Origin of the sequence: Psychroserpens sp. AS72, from assembly GCF_038900375.1 — a bacterium.
GTDB lineage: Bacteria > Bacteroidota > Bacteroidia > Flavobacteriales > Flavobacteriaceae > Psychroserpens.
Genome location: NZ_JBBMRC010000002.1, coordinates 98,636 through 121,984, shown reverse-complemented (window position 1 = coordinate 121,984; position 23,349 = coordinate 98,636). Strand labels below are relative to the sequence as shown.

Here is a 23,349-nt window from a genome sequence, read left to right as displayed (position 1 = left end):
GTCAATAATGTTTAGTTTGGGACTATTATTAAATATTGATCTTTTGTTGGGTCGAAAAGTAGAGGTAATTAAGTTGAAATACAAGAAAAGACGACGAAATACAATATATTTTAACAATGCAGAGTAAAATTCTTACAATTTAGAATGTTGTTAGTTTTAATAACTCACATAAACCCAACCCATCAAAGGTCCATAATTAGAATCATTGGGATTTAAAATGTAAAAATAGGTGCCAACAGGAACAATATTACCATGATTATTTAGACCTCTATTGACAAGTCCATGCCATTTTTTATCATTGTCACCTTCAAAGATTAAGGTACCATAACGATTAAAAATTTTGAGTTCATGTTCTTCAAAAATATCATACAATCCTTGAATGTTAAACCAGTCATTAGTGCCATCATCATTTGGTGAGAATCCATCAGGAACATAAGGCGGACAATTTTCAACCAATACCTGAAATTCATAAATATCATAACAAGGCGGATTATCAACTTTAACATATATGGTTTGCGGATTGTTAGAGTTAGAATAATTTTCTGGGTTTATAAGTTCATTATCATTTGCTTCTAAATCTTCTAAAGATTCGTAAAAGAAGAAACCACTTTCTATGTTTTCTGAACTTAAAAAAATGTCAACCAAATTAAATGTTGCACTATTAAAGCCTTCATTACACTCCAAATGTTTTGGCAACATTAGAATAGGAGGTAAGACTAATAATTCTATAATACTGTCTGTACTATTATTAGTTTCAATGATTTCAGCAACTGTACCTGCTCCTGTGCCATCATCATCAACCGCTAGTGTTAGTAATATAATATCACCAATGTCATCTGGCAGAGTTAGTGTGATTGTGCCACTTTCCGAAGCATCAATAGCAATATCATTTTGAGTTTGTGATTGTCCAACGAGAGTCCCTTCAGCATAAAAAGCAATTGGTGTATTTGCAGGTAATATATCTGTGCTATTAACATTAAAAACGGTGTAGTCTACCACAACAGTTCTGTCACCACAATTAATAATAAAATCATCTAAAACTATGGTCGCATCTGGTAATTGACTATTTAAAACCGTAATAATATTATTGATAATGATAAGGTCTGCTCTAAATTGTCCATTTTCATCAAAGTCACCAGTTGTTAATTTAATCGTTGCGCTCGTATCACCAATAGCTATATTATCTTGAATATCATACACATCTAAATCACAATTATAAAAGGTGCTAGAATTTGTAAACGTGTTGGTACCATTAAACGCATTGTCGCCTAAATTTAAAGGCGGATTTGAAATCACATTATTATTTATAGATAAGCTTTCACCAAAATTTAAACTATTATCACCTTCCCAAGCCAGAAATCCAATTTTTGCTCCAACATTATCAATCACATTTAGGTTATCAATTTCAATAATTTTTTCTTGATTATTTCTATTGATTATTTCTAGACCTTGATATAAGTTTACTTGATTCAATGGTAGTGCAGCATCTTCATAAACGATATAAATGCTCCATCCTGCAAAATTTGTACGATTTGTACAGTAGTTGGTGTTTGTTAAGGCGTCTGTAATGTCTAAATCTGATAATTGGTAGGTTGTATTTCCTTCGGAAATGATAAAACTCGTGATATCAGTATAACAAGAAAAATAAGTATATGTGGTAGTTCCTTCAATGTAATCTACAGTATACGTATCATCTGCATCAACTGAAAGTCCGTTGAGTGTCACATTAGTATCACCACTTCCAGAACCAGCCCAATACAAGTAGGCTGCAGTAATTGTATTTGAAGTAGATAGATTTAAATCTGCACTCGATGATTCTAACGGAAAACAAAAGCTTTGATCGAGATTATTTTCAAATGGATTTAATGTATTACCAATTGCAGTATAATCATATCGTCCATTAAACTGCTGAAATAATTGAATGTCTTGGGCAAATGAGGATGTTGTAAAAACAAAAATGAATAGAATAAATACAGATTTGATAAACCTCATGAGAGTTGATTAATACTTTAAATTTACATATTTTTTTATACTTATACTTAGCGAATTAAGGCAAAATGACTTTTAATAACACGACCATCTTCTAGAGTGACAGCAAACCAATAATCACTTGCTGGCATCGTATAACCATCAAAAGTACCATCCCATCCAGGACCAAGAGGATCAATTTCTGCTAATAATTTACCATAGCGATCAAAAATCAGAACTTGAGAATTAGGTTGGAAATCGCTAGAAATACCTTTGACTTGCCAAGTAGGATTAAACGTATCTCCATTTGGAGTGAAATATTTTGGGAACCCAATTACTGAAACAAGTTCATCTACAATACCACAATCATTTTCTATATCGCGAACATAAACCGTATGAAATCCGAAACTCACATTTTCAAATATATTACTGTCTTGGTAAGGACCTTCGGGATCATCTAATGCATAATCGTAAACACCATCTCCTGATACAAAAACTGAAATCGTATTGTTATTTGTTGCATCTGTAACTTGAATATCTGTAAATGAAGCAATGTCTGAGGCTAGTACATTAATTGTTCTATCTTTAAAACAACCATCTGTTGAGGTTACTCTCACAGTATATGTTCCAGGTTCATTGACTTCAATTTCAAATTCATCTTCACCAGTAGACCAATCATAATAGTAATTGTTTGGTGTGTCGTCTATTAAACCTCCTGTTAATATGATCGTCTGCGGAAATGTGTTTAAACAATAAAAAATATCTTCTTGAATCACAATATTAGGTAACTCAAAAACGGTGAGCTCTATTTCACTAATCCCAAAACAAGCATTCATGTTTTCAACTCGAGCATAAATGGTTTGGTTGTAGGCTGTTGTGTTTGTAAAATTAGTACCTAAAGCATTATCTTCTAATAAAGCGTCGTCATAAGTTTGATAGAAAGTGACGTCTAGATCTGGATCTATTCCAAAGAGAATAGCATCCAATGCACTTGTGAGATTAAAGTTTACAAATCCATCTTCTGTGCCATCATCATCACAAGCTTCTATGCTTGTATCGTTTGAAGAGGTTGAACTTGCCTGCAAAGTTAACTCAGCAATATTGGTACAACCAGTTTCTGTATTGGTGACTAGAGCATAAATAATATGCGGATCAAAATAATTCTCAAAAGCATCTGCATTTAGTTCGTCTTCATCGTTTTCTAAATCTTCAAGCGATACATAAAACTGAATAGTTCTATTGGCAGCACCACCTGTAATATCATCAAATACTTGATTGAGATCAAAGTTTGTAAATCCTTCTGGAATGCCATCTTCATCACATTGTATTAATGTGGTGTCAAATGCATCAGGAAGCGGAATGACAATTAAATTTATAGGTACAAATGCAAAACATTGTGTTGCGATTTCCTCAACACGTGCAAATATTTGTTGATTTCCTGGTGCAGTATTTTGAAATATTGATGAAATAGGATTGGAGTTCATCTCTACATTATCTTGAGATACATGAAAAGTAAAGCTGTAGTCATCAGGATTTAATCCGTTTAAAATTTCTGGAATTTTTGATGTTAAATCAAATTCGGTAATTCCAGTTGGTAACAACGGATTGTCACAAATTTCAAGATCAGATGGTGTTGAGATGCCAATTTCAGTAACATTTAAATCTATTTGGGTTGTTATAAAACATAAAGAAACAGTGTTAAGTATTCTTGCATAAACAGATTGAGGATTATTGGTGTTTGTATAAGGACTAGCTAATGGATTAATTCCTAAAACAGCATTTTCTTCAGAATCATGATACGTAATATCAACATTTGTTTGACCTCCAATAAGACCTAAAGTATTAGCTTCTAAATCAAATTGAGTGATACCATCTCCAAAAGGCGCAATTCTATCACATTCATTAAGTTCTATGACATCAGTAGTTGCCAATTGGTTTTCTGGCGGATTAGGGAATTCTGAAGTTCCTGTCCATTCTAAACTAAACGGACTATTACCAACAGGTCTATCAATTAATAGATAGTAGGTTTCTCCTGCCAAGACATCAATTTCACTAACAAAACTATCACCATCTTCTCCTGGTCCTTCATCAGGATCTGGATCTGTTGTGTTCATTCCAGTAAGATTATTACCTTGATTAGCTGCGAAAGGATTTGTAGATGAACATCGAATTGCAGCGCCTAGATTTGAACAAGAGTCTGTTGGTCCAAATAATGCAAAGTCATAATCTTCTGTTATTGCAGTGCTATTTGGCGTCAATATAAAACCAAAATTACCAGCTTGTTCAAAAGTAAGTCTAAACCAAATAGTATTGTTTTCAACCATACTACATTCATTATCGAAAAATTCTTGAGTTCCAACACCAGCGACATCTAGGTCAATGTTAGAATTTCCGCAGATTTGTATAGCATTTATACAATCATTGGGCGTTTGTGAGTATGATAAGGTAGTAATGAAAAATAATAAAGCAATCGAAAATAGTTTATTCATAGTAGGTTTAACGAATTAGGGCAAAATGACTTTTAAAAACGCGACCGTCTTCTAAGGTAACAACAAACCAATAATCACTTGCAGGCATATTAAAACCATTAAAAGTACCATCCCATCCAGGACCAAGAGGATCAATTTCTGCTAATAATTTCCCATAGCGATCAAAAATTAGAACTTGAGAATTAGGTTGGAAGTCGCTAGAAATTCCTTTGACTTGCCAAGTAGGATTAAACGTATCTCCATTTGGAGTGAAATATTTTGGGAACCCTATAACCGAAACAATTTCATCTACAATACCACAATCATTTTCTATATCTCTTACATAAACTGTATGAAACCCAAAACTCACATTTTCAAATATGTTACTGTCTTGGTAAGGTCCTTCAGGATCATCTAAGGCATAATCGTAAATACCATCTCCTGATACAAAAACTGAAATCGTATTGTTATTTGTTGCATCTGTTACTTGAATATCTGTAAATGAAGCAATGTCTGAGGCTAGTACATTAATTGTTCTGTCTTTAAAGCAACCATCTGTAGAGGTCACTCTCACAGTATATGTTCCAGGTTCGTTGACTTCAATTTCAAATTCATCTTCACCTGTAGACCAATCATAATAGTAATTGTTTGGAGTATCGTCTATTAATCCTCCATTTAATACGATTGTCTGCGGAAATGTGTTTAAACAATAATAAATGTCTTCTTGAATGACAATATTAGGTAACTCAAAAACGGTGAGCTCTATTTCACTAATCCCAAAACAAGCATTCATGTTTTCTACACGAGCATAAATAGTTTGATTATAGGCAGTTGTATTTGTAAAGTTAGTTCCTAAAGCATTATCTTCTAATAAAGCGTCGTCATAAGTTTCATAGAAAGTGACGTCTAGATCAGGATCAATCCCAAAGAGAATATCGTCCAACGCACTTGCGAGATTAAAATTAACAAATCCATCTTCAGTGCCATCATCATCACAAGCTTCTATACTTGTATTGTTTGAAGAGGTTGAACTTGCCTGCAAAGTTAACTCAGCAATATTGGTACAACCTGTTTCTGTATTGGTGACTAAAGCATAAATGATATGCGGATCAAAATAATTCTCAAAAGCATCTGCATTAAGCTCGTCTTCATCGTTTTCTAGATCTTCAAGCGATACATAAAACTGAATGGTTCTATTGGCAGCTCCACCTGTAATATCATCAAATACTTGATTGAGATCAAAGTTTGTAAATCCTTCTGGAATGCCATCTTCATCACATTGTATTAATGTCGTGTCAATAGCTTCTGGTGCATCGTTTATATTCAATAAAAAAGAACTTGTAGAAAAACAATCTGTGTTTGCATTATTTTCTATTCGTACAAAAATCTCTTCTGTATAAGCTGTTGTATTGGTGTATGTATTTGCAAAAGCACTTGTGTTATCATCTGCATCTTGTTGTGTTGGATGATATGTTATTGTGTAAAGTGAAGGATCTTGAGTACCAAGAATTCCAGCATTTTGAATATCTAAGTCTAATGTTGTTAATCCGTCCATACTATTTGCAGTAAAATCTGTATCACAAACAGTAATATCATCTAGTGTGTTTATCACAGGTGTTATAAAAACAGTAAGTGCAAAAGATGTTGTTGCATAACAATTTGGATTATCATTATTATCTACGCGAGCGTAAATAGTTTGAGGGTTTTCTTCGGAAGTAAAATCGTCAATAATTTCGTTCATATTATCATCTGCATCCTCTTGTGATGTGTAATAATGAACCGTGTATTGCAAAGGGTCTTGAGTGTCTAGTATTTCTGCATCTTGAGTGGTGAGATCAAAAACTGAACTATCTGTCAAATCACAATTGACCATATTTTGAGGTTGCGTAGCCGTTGGAATATCAAACACACCAACAACAGCTTCACCTTCAATAGGACATTCGCCATTATTAGGTTCTATAAAAACTTCATAAAATCCAGGACCATTAATATCTAATTCAAAGCTTGTTTCAGATAATATAACTTCATCTTTTGTCCAAGCATAAGTAGCTCCTGGAACTTCTTCAGCTGTTAAGGTATAACTATCACCTACACACAATTTAAGCTCTGTTGTACTAATTCCATTTTGAATGATATCAATTTGAGAATTAAACAAGGATTGTATAAAAGGAGGTAAGCCAATGCGACTTAAGTTTTGAAAACCACCATTGACATCTAATAGAATCCCATTTTCTACATAATTGGTTGCAAAACCAGATAATTCAGGATTATTGATGATTCCAATAAAATTACCAGAATTACCAGTAGTGAAACTCATTTGTGCTCTATAAATACGTTTGTCCAATCCTAATTGTAGTGCTCCAGCACTTAACGTAGCAGATTGATGAATTAATGCCAAAGAACCTGGTATATCTGCACTTTCCAAATCCCATTGTAAAATGCTACTTGCTCCACTTCCAATTATTCCTGCGTTAATAGTTGCATATACTTTTCTGTTTTCCGAAGAAAACTCAATACCATACGGACTGTCATTTAGAGTTGGACTATATAACTCTACAGAGTTAGAAACAATTCCTGTATCATTATCAAAATCTAATAAATATACACCACCTCCAGCATTACCACCTTCGGTAGTTGCAAATCCAAAATGAGCAACTGCTAATTTAGTTCCATCTGGAGACGCTTTGAGATAACCAAGAGAATTTCTACGATACCCAGAAACTGGAACGTCTGGTCCAACAGTAGAGATCACTGGAGTTGTTTGCACACCATTGATGTCAACTTTAAAAGCATAAAACTTATCTACAAAGTGAGTAATGACCCAAAACGAAGAACAATCATCTGCTTTTACTGCAGTAATTTTTTCTGAACATTTAAATCGTTCTTCCAACGGATCTGTAGGATCGTAAGTTATTAACGGAACATTCTTTTCTGTATCTACAACATCACCTAAACCACCATTTAAAGTTATGTCGACCAACGAGTACATCAAACCATTATTAAGACCATCATCTGTTGCTGTTGCTGGTGATGGATTATCGTGATGAGGTTCATCTACAGTAAAAATATAATAGGAGTCAGGATCTTGTGGTTTTGGTACGATTAATCCAGAAGACGTACTAGATTCATCACCTTTAAGACCTGTGTTTAAAGCTTCACTAGCATTTGCCATGGCAATATGATTGGCATTCCATACCGTACGACCATCAGAATAGAATAGTAAATTCCCACTGGTATCTGAGATGGAAGTACAACCTTCTAATGTGCTTAATTGTCCGTCTGTGATTGCTGTAACTGTACCTGTTCCTGCATTAAATCGTAACCCAGCATTTTGTCCAAAATACCAATTTGATGCTTCTTGTTGAGCAAAAGTATAGGTAACACAAAACAGTGTTATTAGTAATACGAGGGAATTCTTTTTCATGTAATAGTCGCAATTAACTTAGAAAGTCTATTGATAAAACAATTAAATACGTAAAACTCCTAATTTTCTTAGGAAATTTTAAGCTATAACATTATTTCTTTTGTAGAAATCTAAGTCACTAAGATATTACAAATCTCGCTTTTTAAGCAATCTATACGATAAAAAGATAAATAAGGCAGTCCAAGCTATAACAATTGCAAACTCGTACCAATGCACAGCAAAGTCATATAAAAAGTCTTGCCCATTTGGTGCTTTTGAGATGGCAATACGTTGAAAAGGTTGATCTATAAGTTTGTATATGGATTTTAATGGGAAATAGTTCTGAATTTTTGTAGCCGTACTTTCATCAAGGTTATAGGCTAAAATACCATAGATGATCCATTCTAAAAGAAATAATACAAACAAAAATGCAAGTGCAAAAGCAGAACGCTTTACTAAAACACCTAGAAATAAACATAAACTAAAAAAGCCTACAAGCTTAACAAAATAGGCTAATAGATATTCCGTTTCTCTAAACATAAGATGTGCTTCATCAATACTTGAGTAGAATAAACCAACAATTAAACAAATGATGAAGATTAAAAGAGTTGATAAAGCAGAAAAGAAAACAATAGCATAAAATTTAGAAAGTATAAATTCCTTTTTACTCAAACCATCAATTAAATTTTGCTTAATCGTTTTGTTACTATACTCATTACCAATCATACTAACGACGACAATGGCAAAAAAGAGTTTGAAATAGGACGCAAAAAACGTCATGATATGCCATACAATTGGGAAGTTAAAAACACCATAATGTCCTACTTCTAAAGTGAAATAATTAAAGACATTAAATCGTATTGAGGATAGTAGAATTATAAAAAATGGTAATATGAACGATATAAATATAAGAACCTTACTTGCTCTGTTGAGCAGTAATTTTTGAAGTTCTAGTTGTAGTAATCTTAACATAGTGGTTGATTTTTTTATTCTGAAGTAAAAAACCTTCAGAATGCTTTTTGGTTGATGATTATGCTTCTGTGTTATCTGTTAATTGCAAGAATTGTTCTTCTAAACTTTCCTTACGCATGACTAAGTGAGAAAGGATAATACCTTTATCAAACATCAGTTTATTAAATGTTGGTGCATCCATTGGTTCGTTTAAAAATGCAGTGATTAACTGATCTTCAACTTTTATATTTCCGAAGGAAGGATGATTCTCTAATAATGTTTTAAGCTCGTTATGCATTTCTGCTTTAAGTTCAAAAAAGCCATGGCTCGAAATCATCTCGTCTACACGACCAGAATATAATTTCTCGCCTTTACGCAAAACAACAACGTGTGTACATACTTTTTCAACTTCATCGAGTAGGTGAGACGCCAATAAAATAGTCGTACCCTTGCTTGCAATATCTTTGATAATTTTTCTAATTTGATGAATTCCTTGAGGATCGAGACCATTTGTTGGCTCATCTAGGATTAAAATCTCTGGATCATTTAACAATGCTGATGCGATTGCTAAACGTTGTTTCATCCCTAAAGAATAGGTTTTGAATTTATGATCTTTACGGTCTAAAAGCCCAACAACTTCTAGCTTTTCATTGATTTTACTGTGATCTACTCCTTTGATTCTACAAACCAATTTTAAGTTTTGCTCTGCAGTCATGTAAGGATAAAAATTTGGTCGCTCAATAATTGCACCTACTTTTTTAAGCGCATCATGAGTAGTTGTGTTGCCATCAAACCAATGGAAACTTCCTTCGGTTTTATTGACGACGTTTAAAACAATACCTAGTGTTGTTGATTTTCCGCTTCCGTTTGGTCCTAAAATGCCATAAACATTGCCTTTATTGATGGTAAACGATAAATCTTTGACAGCAGTGAGGTAGCCAAATTTTTTGGTAAGATTATTAATGGTTAAAATTGGTTCCAAAATTTGATTGATTTTTTTGCAGAAAAGATTCTGCAGTGGTTGATTATAAATACGACGAACAAAACATATTATTGTTACAAAGTAATTTGGAAAATGTTAAATTAGAGCACAATTAAAATTATGGACGATTTAAAAATATCAAAAAAGAAGCCTGCTTATCCTATCAACGATAAACTTTACAGTTATTTGAAAGAGTATAACCGAAATTTTAGGTTGCCAATATTTTATGATGATTTATTAAGATTTCAAGGTGCTGTTGAGGTATTTGATAAAAATGATGAAGATACGCTTTGGATACGTGTGTATTATAATGAATTTGAACGCGAAGAAATAGATTTGAGTCTTAAACGTGTGTATTCTAATTTGATTTCAGATGGTAATGAAACCATATTTAAATACTTAAATATTGATGCGATAGATTTTTGTACGTTTGGTAATACAAAGCCATTTAGGATTAAAGTGCGTAATATTCTCAATGATAATTACACCTATTTTTATGTCAAAAAAGCGGATGCTTCTCGTGTTTACGGATTAGAATTAGAGCACATGTTATCGCCTTACAATCTTAACTTTTTGGTATATAAAAACACAATAATTGAAGAGCATATTGCAGGTATTCCAGGAGATGAGTTTATAAAAACGATGTTACCTGAATGCAACTCGTCTGAAAAAGCTCAAATAGCAAAAGAGTTTGTGAAGTTTAATGAGCGTTGTATGATTAGACTCTTGGGAGATATGCGTTCATATAATTACGTAATTGTGCCAACTCACGATTTTGATCATGTTGTTTTTAAAATTAGAGCCATAGATTTCGATCAACAATGTTACGAAGGAAAGTTGAACATTTACAGACCGCAATTTTTTAAGGAAAACTTTAAAATGGTGGAACTAGTTAGAGAGAAAATTCAAAAAGAATCTATAGATCAATATAAAATTGAAGAGCGTTCCATTATTGTTCGTCGTATGCGAAGTTTTCAAGATAGAATAGGAGAATTACTAGACTGTATGGAAGCAGATACCATTTCAAATACTGAAAACATTGAGTTGCTTAAAGAACATATCTATAATTATACCTTAGATCTAGAATTTAGAAAAAGCACAAATATGGGGAGCGTTTTAAGAAATGCTCTTGGTTTTGTCAAACGTAATTATGAAGATATTAATATGAATAATTTTTCTTGATGAGGTTTGGGATTAACCAAAAATCATCCTTAAAACCAGTAAGAAGATTATCGCATTCACTCCAAATCTAACCCATTTAATATGAGATTTTACTATGAGTTGAAGTATTGAGATTACAGCTAGCAATCCAGTAACAATGACTAATTGCGCCAATTCTATCCCAACATTAAATCCTAACAGTGGTAATACAATAGATTCTCCATCAAAGAGCATCATTTTAATGTAGTTAGAAAATCCTAATCCGTGGATTAATCCAAAGACTAACAAAATAACGTAAGTGATAATGAGTTGTTGTTTAGTTTGCTTATCCTTCAGCAACACATAAAAATTATTTAGGCAACTCAGTAAAATGGTAATTGGGATGAGTAGTTCTACAGTGTCTGCATTTATAGTTACCAATTCTAATCCAGAAAGAAACAAAGTGATGCAATGACCAAGAGTAAAAGCAGTTACGAGTCCCACAATTTTTTTCCAGTCTTTAAAAGAAAACAGAATACAAAACGAAATGATAAAATAGAAATGGTCTAGACCATCAAGATCTAAAATGTGATTGATACCTTCTTTTAAATAGAACCAAAAGTCAGTCATAGCCTAGAAAAGCTTAATTCCAGTTTTCATCAAAATCAAGATCACTGTAATCATCAACATCTAAATCATCATCAAACTCATTGAAATCGTCATCATCAAGATTTTCGGCTTCAAAGTTTTTTTCTGGAGCTGAATCTGGTATTTGTCCGTGAACAAACATAAGGTTAGGGTAATCTGTACCTTCAATGACTTCAACAATTTCGGCAAGTTCGACAAGAAACGTCCACATGCTCATAAAATCATAAACATAAATGAGTTTTGTTTGTGTTTGATCAAGAACAGTGTTGAGAATCGTTTCACTCATCGTTCTAGCGTCATTGTGACCTTCACTCACATCAAACATTGATATTTCTTCACCTTGATCCCAATCTTCGTTACTCACATAAAACGATGCCATTTCTAGTCCGTCAAACCCAAAAGATTGGGTAATAGCATTATGCAAATCTTCTAGAGAATCTGTTTCTCGAATTTCAATATCTCTAAAAATATCGTCTTCGGTATCGTTGTCAAGGATGACTCTAAATCTGTAAATCATAATGCAAAAATAAACTATTTTTTAGATTATTTACTAAAGCGATGCAAGGTAAATGTCATAGCAGATAACAATAAAAAAGCACCAATTTGATGCGTAACACCTAACCAAACAGGAACTGCATAAATAATAGTCAATACACCAAGAATGAATTGAAGCGTAACTCCAACAAGTAGCAAGTTAATACCAATAAGTTGGTATTTTGTTAAAATTAATCGTCTAGCTTTGAGCCAAATACCAATAATAAAGGCAACTACAAAGTAAGCTATGATTCTATGCGCAAATTGCACACCACTTCTCCCTTCTAAAAAGTTTTTGTAAACGGGTTGCTGTTCAATGTAAACCGTTTCATGCATAAATTTCCCTTCACTCATCATTGGCCAATGATTATGAATAAAACCTGCATCTAAACCAGCAACAAATGCTCCGTAAATAATTTGAATAATTAATACGACTAAGCTTATTCTAATGAAATTTCTAATGCCTTTTTCTATGTCTTTTTTCTTCGGAAATATTAGATCTAAAGCTACCCAGAATGTGGCAGTAAAAGTGATAAATGCTGTAGTTAAATGAGCTGCGAGACGATAATGACTTACATCTGGATTATCTACTAAACCACTTTTAACCATATACCATCCTAAAAAACCTTGAAATCCTCCTAAAATTAGAAGTACAATACTTTTTTTGATAGTTGATTTTGTGAGTTGTTTTTTAATCAGAAAATATAAAAAAGGAATAAAGAAAACTACACCAATAAAGCGACCTATCACACGATGTAACCATTCCCAAAAGTAAATGTCTTTAAAGTCTTCTAAATCAAAGTGATTATTGAGTTTTTGATATTCGGGATATTGTTTGTAAAGATCAAAAGCTTCATGCCACTCTACCTCATTCATTGGCGGAATGGTACCAGAAATAAGTTTGTAGCTAGAAATTGATAATCCAGAATGGGTTAACCTGGTGATACCACCAACAACAACCATTATAAAAATTAAAACACAACCTGTAAGAAGCCAATAGATGACTTTTTTATTATCTTTTTTCATTTTAATTCTTTTTTAAAACACAAACTATTGTCCATATTTACATATTGACCATAATTCGGAATGTTTTGATAATTATTCTTTTTATAAAATGCAACAGCTTCTTTTTGACGAATACCAGTTTCAAGAATGCACGCTTTATAGTTTAATTCTGAAGCCCAAAGTTCTAGAGCTTTTAAAATTTCCGAAGCTAATCCGTTGCCACGCATTTTGAGCATGGTGAACATTCGTTTTATTTCTACAGTTGAATCATCAAATTTTTTAAAGGCACCACAGCTAACTGCTTTATGATCCATATATATGAGTATGACATGGTTGAGAGTGTCTATATGGTTGTATTGATTATAGAATTCATGTTCATCACCATCAGTCATTCTCAGATACGCATCTAAATCTTTAACTAGGTTGATAAAGTCTTTATTTTTTGAGTCTGTTCTTATGATTTTAATCATAATTACGCGTTTACTTTTAAACCTAATCGTTTACCTTCTTTCAGCATTAATTGATAAGCGGCATCATACTCGTTTGGAATGTCGCCTTCTAGAATTGCTTCTTTAATCACTTCTTTAATTTGACCAATCTCACGAGAGGGTTTTAATCCAAAAGTGGTCATGATTTCTTCTCCAGAAATTGGTGGTTGAAAATTACGAACATGATCTCGTGCTTCAACTTCATCAATTTTTTGACGAACAATTTTGAAGTTATTATGATACTTATTAAATTTCTTTGGATTTTTAGTTGTGATGTCTGCTTCGCACAATACCATTAAATCTTCAACATAATCGCCTGCATCAAAAACCAAGCGTCGTACAGCAGAATCTGTCACTAAATCTTGAGCTAATACAATTGGTCGCGAACTCATAAATACCATTTTTTGAACGAATTTCATTTTATCATTCAAAGGCATTTTTAATCTTTTAAATAAATGGTAGACCATTTTTGCGCCTTCAAATTCGTGTGCATGAAAGGTCCAACCTACTTTTTTGCTGAATTTTTTTGTTGGTGCTTTTCCGATGTCATGTAGTAAAGCAGCCCAACGTAACCAAAGATTATCGGTGTTTTTAGAAATATTATCTACAACTTCAAGCGTGTGGTAAAAATTATCTTTATGTGTTTGACCTTCTACTTCATCAATTCCTTTTAGAGCTGTTAACTCTGGCATAATGTGTTTTAAAAGTCCGGTTTTTTCTAAATGTAAAAATCCAATGGATGGTTTATCGCTTTCTAAGATTTTATTGAGTTCTACAACTATACGCTCTTTGGTGATAATTTTTATGCGTTCATTATTACGAGAAATCGCTTTTAAAGATTCGTCTTCAATTGTAAAGTTGAGTTGTGTTGCAAAACGAATAGCACGCATCATACGCAAAGGGTCATCGCTATAGGTGATATCTGGATCTAGAGGTGTTCTAATGATCTTATTTTCTAAATCTTGGATGCCATTGAATGGGTCTAGCAAATTTCCGAAGTCATCATCAGATAAATTTAAAGCCATTGCATTTATCGAGAAATCTCTGCGGTTTTGATCGTCTTGAAGTGTTCCGTTTTCTACGACAGGATTTCTACTGTTTTCGTTGTAGGATTCTTTACGAGCACCAACAAACTCAATATCCATGTCATTGTAGACCAACATCGCAGTTCCGTAAGTTTTAAATACCTGTACTTTTGGACGGTTTGGTAAGTTTTTTGCGACTTGTTTTGCAAGGGCAATTCCGCTTCCAATGGCAACAATATCAATATCTTTGTGTTCTCCACGATGTAATATGAAATCTCGAACAAAACCACCAATTACGTAGCTGTCAACTCCTATATCTTTTGCAGATTTGGAGATGATTTTGAAGATGTCGTTTTTTAAAGCTTCTTTAAAATTTGTCTTAGACATTTAAATTTGAGTATTCGTGGCAAAAAAAATCTATTCTCTAATAATCTTAACCATACCATCATTACCTAACTTGATAATTGTAGATGGTTTAGACATGCTTTTTTCGTTTTGCAAATTTACGACATAGTCCACACCTTTTATAATCTCATCGCTTATTTCTTTGAATGATTTTGGAGATGGTTTACCACTAATATTTGCAGATGTCGATACCAATGGTCTTTTTAAATACCTGATTAATTTTTCACAGAAAGTATTTTTAATCACACGAATTGCTAGTGTATTGTCACCTGCAATTAAATTTTCGGCAACTCCTGCAGGATCATCGTAAATTATAGTTGTTGGTTTTACGGCAATATCTAGAATTGTATAGGCCATATTGGGAACATTATCGACATGCCTTTCTAACATTGAATAATTATTCACCAAGCAAATTAAGGCTTGAGAGTCTTTACGTTGTTTGAGTTTGTAGATTTTTTTAACCGCTTCATAGTTGGTCGCGTCACAACCAATTCCCCAAACGGTATCTGTTGGGTAGAGTATGAGACCTCCTTGTTTGAGAACAGTTAAAGCTTCTTGAATTATTTCGTTCATTGGTTTACACGTTGCGTGCTACTGTAGCAAATTGAATGTATTTAATATCGCTAGCCCTAAACAATAATAGGATATTATAAAGAATGATTTTCAATGATTTACTTGGATGTAATCCTTTGTGTACTATGACTTCATAACCTAAATCTTCATACATTTTTCTAATACTCTTTTTTGTAAACCAACGTAGATGAGTTTTATCCATCACACCATGATCTGTATAATCCCAATTACCATCCCAAACCAGCATTTTCAAAACCCTAAAATTTCTCATATTTGGTATAGAGCTAATGATGAGTCCGTTTTTTACCAATTTTGGTTTTAGTTTTTTTAGTACATCATCAGGATATGTCAAATGTTCTAATACATCATTAAAATATATGGCATCAAAATAGTTGTCTGGAAGTTCATCGATATAATCTTCAACAGCACCAATAAATACTTTATCCATGACTTTTTTTGCAACTTCACCTTCGTTAGGCATGTATTCAATTCCCCAAACTTCAGCATTATTAAAAGCTTTTATTTGCGTAGCAAAAGTGCCTTGTCCACATCCAACATCTAAAACGCGTTTTGCGTTTTTAGGTAATAAATCTAGCATTTCTGGTCGTGGAAAGCTATAATAGGCATCTGGTTTGTTTTCGTAATCCATAGATTTAGATCTTGTTAAGGTTTCATTGAATATACTAAAGCGTTTCCTCCTTTTAATAGGATTTTAAAGGAAGAGAAATATTTTTTAGGTTTTATAATTGATTTGAACCCATATTTTAATAGCAGTATTAATTTTAATACGAAATAATAAAAGTAACTGTAGTTTTTTTGAATCACATATAAATATGAAATTGTAAACTCGTTTTTAATTTTAACATTAGCAGAACTTTGACCCATATAATGTATAAATGTAGATTCTGGATAGAATATAGTTTGATAACCTTTATCTTTTAATCTTAGACAAATATCCATTTCTTCATAAAACAAAAATATGTTTGGATCAAAACCACCAGCAACTTCGTAAGCTTCTTTTTTGAAAAACATAAAAGCACCTGAGACTATATCAACTTCAAACGGACTCGTTAAATCGCTATTTGTTTTTTTAGAATAGTATTTCTGTGGTTTCTTTTGTTTAAAAAGGTGATATTTTAAATCAATAAATTGCCTGTAGCTATATTTAAAACGCTCATTATCTTTGTTTACTTGATGAAGACCTATGACACCAGCTTTTTTATTTTTATTACTATAATTGAGTAATTTTAATAGTGAATTCTCGGTTAATTCAGCATCATTATTAATAAACGCATAATGATTTCCTTTTGCGAATTGATAACCAAAATGATTACCTCCTCCAAAGCCTAAGTTCACTTTACTCTTTAAAAATGTGATAGGTTTACCTTCTAAAAAAGCACTAAGGGTTTCTATATCTTCATAAGATGAATTATTGTCAACAACAATTATTTCATAATTAACATCTTTAGTATATTTATAAATAGATTCTATACAGTTAATCGTGTAGTTTGAAGAATTAAAATTTATAATTATAATAGATATATCCATAGGTTGTAAGCTGTGCAAATTTAATCAAAAAAATGAAGGTTTGAGAGATTAAGTTTTCTTAAATGATTAATATTGTAATATTACAATGTATAGATATGAAGAAAATACAAGTAGGTTTTTTAATGTCTTATGATTATGAAAAACTAAAAAATTCTATTCCTCCAGTATATGAAGAGTCTGATAAAATTTATTTGGCATTAGACGAAAAACAACGTACATGGAAAGGTAATAGATTTGAAATAGACGATAGTTTTATAGAGTGGTTAAAAACCTTTGATGTAGATAATAAAATTGAGATTTATAGAGATAACTTTTATGTCCCTGAATTAACTACATTACAAAATGATACTCGAGAACGTCATATGCTATCTCAAAAAATGGGACTTGGCAATTGGCTCATTCAAATTGACGCAGATGAGTTTTTTATTGATTTTAAAAAATTTGTTGAAACACTTAAAAAATATGATCATTTTTTAACTAATCCTAAAAAGCAACCAGTTCAAATTGCAGGCTTTTTAATAAATATATATAAGTACTTGGATGAAGGTTTACTCTATGTAAACCAGCCTACAAAAGTCATGTTAGCCACCAATTATCCAAATTATAAAAATGCTCGTAACTCTAAAGAACGTGTTATTTATACAGATAATATATTACTTCACGAATGCTTGTCTCGAACAGAAGAAGAATTAAAATTTAAATTTGAAAATTGGGGACATAGTGCAGAACTTAATTCAGAGTTTTTTGATAAATGGAAAAAAGCTGATGCAACTAATTTTGACACCATAAAAAACGTGTTTTATTTAGACCCAACCATATGGAAAGAGTTGGGACATTTTCCAAGCCAGAATTTAAATGACATTAAAGATTATATTAAAAGCAGCGACGATTTAAAACTGTCAACGTCCTTTTTAAGAAAAAAGAATTTTGGACAGTGGTTTAAGTTTTTAAAGATTTTTAAAAGGAGTAAAATTAATTTTGAGTCTTATTTTTAAATATGAAAAAACGATTATCATCATTAATTATTTCAACTTACAATTGGCCAGAAGCCTTAGCTTTGGTTTTGAAAAGTCTTAAAAATCAAATCATTTTACCAGACGAGGTGCTTATTGCAGATGATGGTTCTACACCTGAAACAAAAACATTGATTTCTAAAATTTCCGAAGATATTAACATTCCAATTCGTCATATTTGGCATGAAGATGTTGGGTTTACTAAATCCATTATACTAAACAAAGCCATCGCACAATCCCAAGGAGACTACATCATTCAGGTAGATGGAGATTGTATAATGCATCCAAATTTTATAAAGGATCATTTACAGTTTTCTTCGGAAAATTGCTATCTCTACGGAAGTCGCGTAAACATACAAAAAGCGCATCTAGACACTCTTTTTGCAAAGCAAGAGGTTCGTTTTGGGCCTTTTTCCGAAGGGATAAAAAAACGTACGCGTGCTATTTATAGCCCGTTTTTAAGTCAGTTTTATAAAGCTAATCACCAATTTTCTAAAAAATTTAGAGGTTGTAATACGTCTTACTTTAAATCAGATTTTATTGCAGTAAATGGTTATAATGAAGACTTTAAAGGTTGGGGAAGAGAAGATTCTGAATTAGCGTTGAGATTTCATAATTTTGGTTTAAAATCAAGAAGATTACGATATAGAGGTATTGTTTATCACATCTATCATCTTGAAAAATCAAAGAGTAGATTAGAATTAAATAATGACATAGAATTAAAAACCATTAATGAAAAACTATCTTGGACAGAGAATGGTATTGATAAATATTTAAAGGCATTATGATTATAGTTAAATTGCGTGGAGGATTAGGAAACCAGATGTTTCAATATGCTTTGGGAAGGCGTATAGCACACCAATTAGACACCACATTAAAATTAGATCTTACAAGTTTATTAAAAACTTACGATACAGCTATGGTGACTAATCGTGACTATCAATTAGATATATTTAAGTTAGAACCAAATTTTTTAGTTAAGCCTAGTCTATTGATACAATTTGATAAACTAGGTCTTAATTTTATTTCACAATTTTTAAAAGGTATTAAGCTCTTCGGAATAAAAAGATACAAAGAAAAAACGTTTACTGTTGAAGATTGGTTAATCAACAATCCTAAAGATAATACCTTATATTCTGGGTATTGGCAAAGCGAATCTTATTTTGAAGCTGCTGAAAATGAACTTCGGAAAGATTTTCAATTTAAAGATTCATTGTCAACACAAGCACAAGAATTGTACAACAAAATCACATCTGTAAATGCAGTTTGTGTACATATGAGACGTGGTGATTATGTGAATAATCATGTTTTTAATAGTTCTAGCTTAGATTATTTTTATAATGCAGCGCAACATATAAATCAAAATACTGAGAAACCACATTTTTTTGTGTTTTCTGATGATCCAGAATGGTGTTTAGAAAACGTGAAATTTGACCAAGATTTCACAGTAATAGATTACCAAACCAATAAAATTAAATTTAAAGAAGACTTGCAATTAATGGCTTCATGTCAACATTTTGTGATGTCTGCAAGTAGTTTTTCATGGTGGGCAGTTTGGTTAAGTAATAAAAAGGGTAATATTGTAGTAGCACCAGATCCTTGGTTTTTAAATTCTGATAATGATGTGAGAGATCTCGTGTCAAAAGATTGGATTAGACTATAAATTTTCATGCTAAAAGCGCACAAATAATTAATGACTCAAAACAAATCTATACACGATAATTTTAAGCAAAACGAGGCTTTTTTAGATGATATAATTATAAATTATGACACTAAAGGCGAGGGTTTTGGAAATCAAGATCGCAACTCTTTAAAGTTGTTTCAGCTAGATGATAAAACGCTTAATGTTAAGTCGTTTAGAATTCCTAATTTGGTGAATCAAATAGCGTATCGTTTTTTTAGAAAAAGTAAAGCACAACGCTCGTTTGAATATGCAAAGTGGCTTCAGAGTTTAGATATTGGCACACCACAACCAGTTGCTTATTATGAGTTTAAAACACCGTTTTTATTTAAAAAAAGTTATTATATAAGTGAGCAGTTAGACTGTGATTTAACCTATCGTGAGTTGACAACCGATTTTAAGTACCCTAACCACGAAGACATTTTAAGAGCGTTTACTAGATTTACGTATAAGCTACATCAAAAAAACGTTCATTTTCTAGATCATTCTCCAGGAAATACACTCATAAAAAAAGTAGGAGAGGATTATGAATTTTATTTGGTGGATTTAAACCGAATGGAATTTAAACCCTTAGATTTTGAAACCCGAATCAAAAACTTTTCAAAACTCACGACTCACAAGTTTATGGTGGAGATTATGAGTGATGAGTATGCGAAATCTTCTGGAGAAAATTATGAAGACATCTTTAACCTCATGTGGACGTATACCGAAGCATTTCAAAACCGATACCACAGAAAAAGACGTCTTAAAAACAAAATTTTATTTTGGAGACGTGCTAAGTAAATTTTCAAGCGCTTTATACCTGTAAAACACACCGTACGCATTGAGAGTACAAATTATATACCCTTCTTTTCCATCCAAAAAACCGAATCTAAAGATGTAGTTGGCTATAAATTTATAAGCTGGTTTGATATAAAAATGAATCCAATTTGGTCGCTTCCCTTTTTTAAATAATTCTTGTGCTTTTAATAAGCCGTAGTGTTCAGTTTTTTGTTTGTAGGCTTGATAATCACTAAACGAATAATGCAACATATCATGTTTTAAAACCTTAAATTCTCCATTAAAATCAAGGAGTTCATGTACTAATCTATCTTCGCGATATTTAGTGACACCTTTTTTAAATAACCGAAAGACCTGGTCGGATTGCAAACCACTAAATCGCAATATTTTGTCATTAAACATGAATTTCCTCGGAAATTTAAATGCTTCAATTCCGTTATTATGTTTTACCGTTTCAACTATTTCTATTTGAGACGCTTCAGTTAAACGTTCATCTGCATCAATAAAGAAAATCCATTCACAATTGGCTTGTTCAATCGCGTAGTTGCGTTGATCTGCGAAGTTTTTAAATTCTCTTTGAATAACTGTGACATTATCCATTTCGGTTAATTTCTCAAAGGTTCCATCAGTACTATAAGAATCTACAACTATAATTTCTTCAGCAAATGTGAGATTACTAATAACCTCTTCAATGTGTTTTATTTCATTGAAGGTAATCATCAAAGCAGATATGTTACTTTTATTGGTTTTCAAAAAAGAATCTAGAATACGTTTAATGCGTAAAAATAACTATTTTTGAACCAATGAAAACTATTGATGCTTCTGTTATAATTAGTACTTACAATCAGCCAGAATGGTTAAGCCTCGTATTGTATAGTTATAGTATTCAAACGACATCTAATTTTGAAATTATTGTTGCAGATGATGGTTCTGACGAGCAAACAAAACAGTTAATTGAAGCGTTTTCGACTCAAACGGAATTAAAAGTAATCCATGTTTGGCAGGAAGATAATGGGTTTCAAAAAACTAAGATTTTAAATAAAGCAATTGTGGCTTCAAATTCTGATTATCTCATTTTTACCGATGGAGATTGCATTGCTCGACGAGATTTTGTAGAAACACATCTTAGTTTCCGAAGAAAAAAATGTGCACTTTCAGGTGGTTATTTTAAATTAGATGAATCGGTTTCTAATGCAATAACAGAAGAGGTGATTAGCCTGCAGAATTGTTTTAACAAAGATTGGTTAATAGCCCAAGGACAAACTAAAAGTTTCAAATTCAATAAACTAACTAAGTCAAAAAGCAAAGCACAATTTTTAAATACATTAACTCCAACTAAAGCTACTTTTGACGGGATGAATGTGTCTTGTTATAAAGCAGATATTTTAGCTGTAAATGGTTTTGATGAGCGCATGCAATATGGAGCAGAAGATAGGGAAGTAGGTGAGCGTATGATGAATAATGGAATTAAATTTCTGCAAGTACGTTATAGCGCAATTTGTGTACATTTATATCATGAAAGACCATATAAAAATGTAGATATCCGAAAAAAGAACGAGGCAATAAGAAAAGAAACGAAACAAAGCAATGCTCGTTTTACAGATTTTGGGATTATTAAAAAATAGTTGTTAGTACTTTCCTTTAAACAGTTAAATAGTCTGTTTCAAAAAGGCCTTTAATTTGTCTTCAAAAAACTCAGGAGAAAATTCTTTATAAAGTTCTAAAGCTTCTTTTTTCATTTCCTTTTCAGCTTTATTACTATAAATTTCAGCTTTATAATCTTTTAAATGCACAGATACCTGTGTTTTGTCGTCTTCAAAAAGACTCCAAGTGTCTTTACTAATCCAAGGTGAGAAAATTGCAAACGTTTTAATGTCAAGTGCTTTTGCCATATTTACAGCACCACCTTCATTGCCAATTAAAGCATCACAATGTTTAGTGATTGCTAAAAATTCACGAAGATTTTTCCCAAAGACATTAAAGAAAATGAGTTTCTGAGTTTCTGGTTGACATGAATTATAAATGGCTTTAGCTTCTGCTTCTTGGTTTGGGATATAATTGAATAAAATTTGTCCATTCGTTTGCTGCGCAATACGATCTATAACTTTTGCCATGTATGAAAACGGATAGGTTTTATTGGTTCCACTTCCTAAAACACTAATCATATATAGTGGTTTGTTAAAGTCGATATGGTTGTCTATTAAAAATTGTTGACTATCAGTAATCTCCTTATCTGTTAAATAAATTTTTGGTTTAGCAGACGTTGCTTCAATACCAAGTGGTTGTAGTAATTGAAACCGGTTTACTATTGCTAAATTAGACTTGCTTTCAGTTTTGTTAAGTCTTTTTATGTTATGCGTATAAACAAAAGTGCTGTAATGTTTGTAGTAAGAGATTTTAGTTTTAGCACCAGAAAAAAACGAGATAATATTACTCGACAGTTTAGAATAGACATCGATGACAACATCGTATTTATTTTGCTTTATTTTTTTTGCAAATTTTAAAAGCGCACGTTTACTATTTTCTTCGGCTTTAGTGAAGAGAATAAAATTGTCAATATTTGGGTTGTTTTCAATAACTGGTAGTGTGTGAGAATTAACTAAATAATCTAACTGTGCATTTGGGTATTTGGTTCGCAAAGCTTCAAACAAAATACTGCTTGTTAATACATCACCAATCATTTTTTGTTGAATTACTAGAATTTTCATAGTGCCAAATTAAATAGCGTTTTCGTGAA

General features: G+C 32.1%; 21 protein-coding genes. 6 read left to right on the top strand and 15 right to left on the bottom strand.

The features are described from left to right. Positions 1–156: 156 nt before the first annotated feature. The 5 genes from WNY78_RS04130 to WNY78_RS04110 all read right to left on the bottom strand — a co-directional run bounded on the left by WNY78_RS04130 (position 157) and on the right by WNY78_RS04110 (position 9,772). Positions 157–1,992 (bottom strand): gliding motility-associated C-terminal domain-containing protein, encoded by a 1,836-nt coding sequence (locus WNY78_RS04130; RefSeq protein WP_342871922.1) that lies wholly within the window; start codon positions 1,990–1,992, stop codon positions 157–159. A gap of 47 nt (positions 1,993–2,039) precedes the next feature. Then, positions 2,040–4,457 (bottom strand): T9SS type B sorting domain-containing protein, encoded by a 2,418-nt coding sequence (locus tag WNY78_RS04125; RefSeq protein ID WP_342871921.1) that lies wholly within the window; start codon positions 4,455–4,457, stop codon positions 2,040–2,042. Between the two features lie 7 nt (positions 4,458–4,464). Then, positions 4,465–7,860, bottom strand: a complete 3,396-nt coding sequence (locus WNY78_RS04120) for a T9SS type B sorting domain-containing protein (RefSeq protein ID WP_342871920.1) — start codon at positions 7,858–7,860, stop codon at positions 4,465–4,467. A gap of 126 nt (positions 7,861–7,986) precedes the next feature. Next, positions 7,987–8,811, bottom strand: a complete 825-nt coding sequence (locus WNY78_RS04115) for an ABC transporter permease subunit (protein ID WP_342871919.1) — start codon at positions 8,809–8,811, stop codon at positions 7,987–7,989. A 58-nt stretch (positions 8,812–8,869) separates the two neighbouring features. Next, positions 8,870–9,772: an ATP-binding cassette domain-containing protein gene (locus tag WNY78_RS04110; RefSeq protein ID WP_342871918.1), complete on the bottom strand. Its 903-nt coding sequence runs from the start codon at positions 9,770–9,772 to the stop codon at positions 8,870–8,872. Between the two features lie 117 nt (positions 9,773–9,889). Between WNY78_RS04110 and WNY78_RS04105 the strand changes: the two genes are divergently transcribed. Continuing rightward, entirely contained in the window at positions 9,890–10,954 is a 1,065-nt protein-coding gene (locus WNY78_RS04105; RefSeq protein ID WP_342872325.1) for a hypothetical protein, read from the top strand. Between the two features lie 12 nt (positions 10,955–10,966). Here WNY78_RS04105 and WNY78_RS04100 read toward each other — a convergent pair whose 3' ends face one another. Genes WNY78_RS04100 through WNY78_RS04065 form a run of 8 tightly spaced genes read right to left on the bottom strand, consistent with a single transcriptional unit; the run spans position 10,967 to position 17,138 of the window. Then, positions 10,967–11,542 carry a HupE/UreJ family protein gene (locus WNY78_RS04100; protein ID WP_342871917.1) on the bottom strand — a complete coding sequence of 192 codons (576 nt, stop codon included), beginning with the start codon at positions 11,540–11,542 and terminating at the stop codon, positions 10,967–10,969. A 13-nt stretch (positions 11,543–11,555) separates the two neighbouring features. Beyond that, on the bottom strand, positions 11,556–12,077 hold the full coding sequence (locus tag WNY78_RS04095; RefSeq protein ID WP_342871916.1) for a hypothetical protein: 522 nt from the start codon (positions 12,075–12,077) through the stop codon (positions 11,556–11,558). Between the two features lie 26 nt (positions 12,078–12,103). Next, the gene (locus WNY78_RS04090) at positions 12,104–13,120 is read right to left on the bottom strand and encodes a COX15/CtaA family protein (RefSeq protein WP_342871915.1); all 1,017 of its coding nucleotides are present in this window, start codon (positions 13,118–13,120) and stop codon (positions 12,104–12,106) included. Beyond that, positions 13,117–13,569 carry a GNAT family N-acetyltransferase gene (locus WNY78_RS04085; RefSeq protein WP_342871914.1) on the bottom strand — a complete coding sequence of 151 codons (453 nt, stop codon included), beginning with the start codon at positions 13,567–13,569 and terminating at the stop codon, positions 13,117–13,119. Before WNY78_RS04085 ends, WNY78_RS04090 begins: the two co-directional genes overlap by 4 nt. Positions 13,570–13,571: 2 nt before the next feature. Continuing rightward, positions 13,572–14,999 (bottom strand): HD domain-containing protein, encoded by a 1,428-nt coding sequence (locus tag WNY78_RS04080; protein WP_342871913.1) that lies wholly within the window; start codon positions 14,997–14,999, stop codon positions 13,572–13,574. 30 nt (positions 15,000–15,029) lie between these two features. After that, positions 15,030–15,590 carry an L-threonylcarbamoyladenylate synthase gene (locus tag WNY78_RS04075; protein ID WP_342871912.1) on the bottom strand — a complete coding sequence of 187 codons (561 nt, stop codon included), beginning with the start codon at positions 15,588–15,590 and terminating at the stop codon, positions 15,030–15,032. Positions 15,591–15,594: 4 nt separating this feature from the next. Continuing rightward, the gene (locus WNY78_RS04070; RefSeq protein WP_342871911.1) at positions 15,595–16,239 is read right to left on the bottom strand and encodes a class I SAM-dependent methyltransferase; all 645 of its coding nucleotides are present in this window, start codon (positions 16,237–16,239) and stop codon (positions 15,595–15,597) included. 14 nt (positions 16,240–16,253) lie between these two features. Continuing rightward, a complete protein-coding gene (locus WNY78_RS04065) occupies positions 16,254–17,138 on the bottom strand; it encodes a glycosyltransferase family 2 protein (protein WP_342871910.1) in 885 nt (294 codons plus the stop codon). Positions 17,139–17,233: 95 nt separating this feature from the next. Between WNY78_RS04065 and WNY78_RS04060 the strand changes: the two genes are divergently transcribed. From WNY78_RS04060 to WNY78_RS04045, 4 genes are read left to right on the top strand one after another with little or no spacing between them, the layout of a single operon-like run. Beyond that, the gene (locus tag WNY78_RS04060; RefSeq protein ID WP_342871909.1) at positions 17,234–18,133 is read left to right on the top strand and encodes a hypothetical protein; all 900 of its coding nucleotides are present in this window, start codon (positions 17,234–17,236) and stop codon (positions 18,131–18,133) included. Positions 18,134–18,135: 2 nt separating this feature from the next. Beyond that, positions 18,136–18,939 (top strand): glycosyltransferase family 2 protein, encoded by an 804-nt coding sequence (locus WNY78_RS04055; RefSeq protein WP_342871908.1) that lies wholly within the window; start codon positions 18,136–18,138, stop codon positions 18,937–18,939. Beyond that, entirely contained in the window at positions 18,936–19,814 is an 879-nt protein-coding gene (locus WNY78_RS04050; protein WP_342871907.1) for an alpha-1,2-fucosyltransferase, read from the top strand. The genes WNY78_RS04055 and WNY78_RS04050 overlap by 4 nt, the downstream gene beginning before the upstream one ends. Before the next feature lie 30 nt (positions 19,815–19,844). After that, positions 19,845–20,615, top strand: coding sequence for a lipopolysaccharide kinase InaA family protein (locus WNY78_RS04045; protein WP_342871906.1), 771 nt, complete (start codon positions 19,845–19,847; stop codon positions 20,613–20,615). On the opposite strand, the gene WNY78_RS04040 is transcribed toward WNY78_RS04045, so the two are convergent. Further along, positions 20,592–21,365, bottom strand: a complete 774-nt coding sequence (locus WNY78_RS04040; protein ID WP_342871905.1) for a glycosyltransferase family 2 protein — start codon at positions 21,363–21,365, stop codon at positions 20,592–20,594. The genes WNY78_RS04045 and WNY78_RS04040 overlap by 24 nt on opposite strands. Before the next feature lie 50 nt (positions 21,366–21,415). Between WNY78_RS04040 and WNY78_RS04035 the strand changes: the two genes are divergently transcribed. Then, positions 21,416–22,237, top strand: coding sequence for a glycosyltransferase family 2 protein (locus WNY78_RS04035; protein WP_342871904.1), 822 nt, complete (start codon positions 21,416–21,418; stop codon positions 22,235–22,237). A 24-nt stretch (positions 22,238–22,261) separates the two neighbouring features. Here the strand turns inward: WNY78_RS04035 and WNY78_RS04030 are convergent, their stop codons facing one another. After that, on the bottom strand, positions 22,262–23,320 hold the full coding sequence (locus WNY78_RS04030) for a glycosyltransferase family 9 protein (protein WP_342871903.1): 1,059 nt from the start codon (positions 23,318–23,320) through the stop codon (positions 22,262–22,264). Positions 23,321–23,349 lie beyond the last annotated feature (29 nt).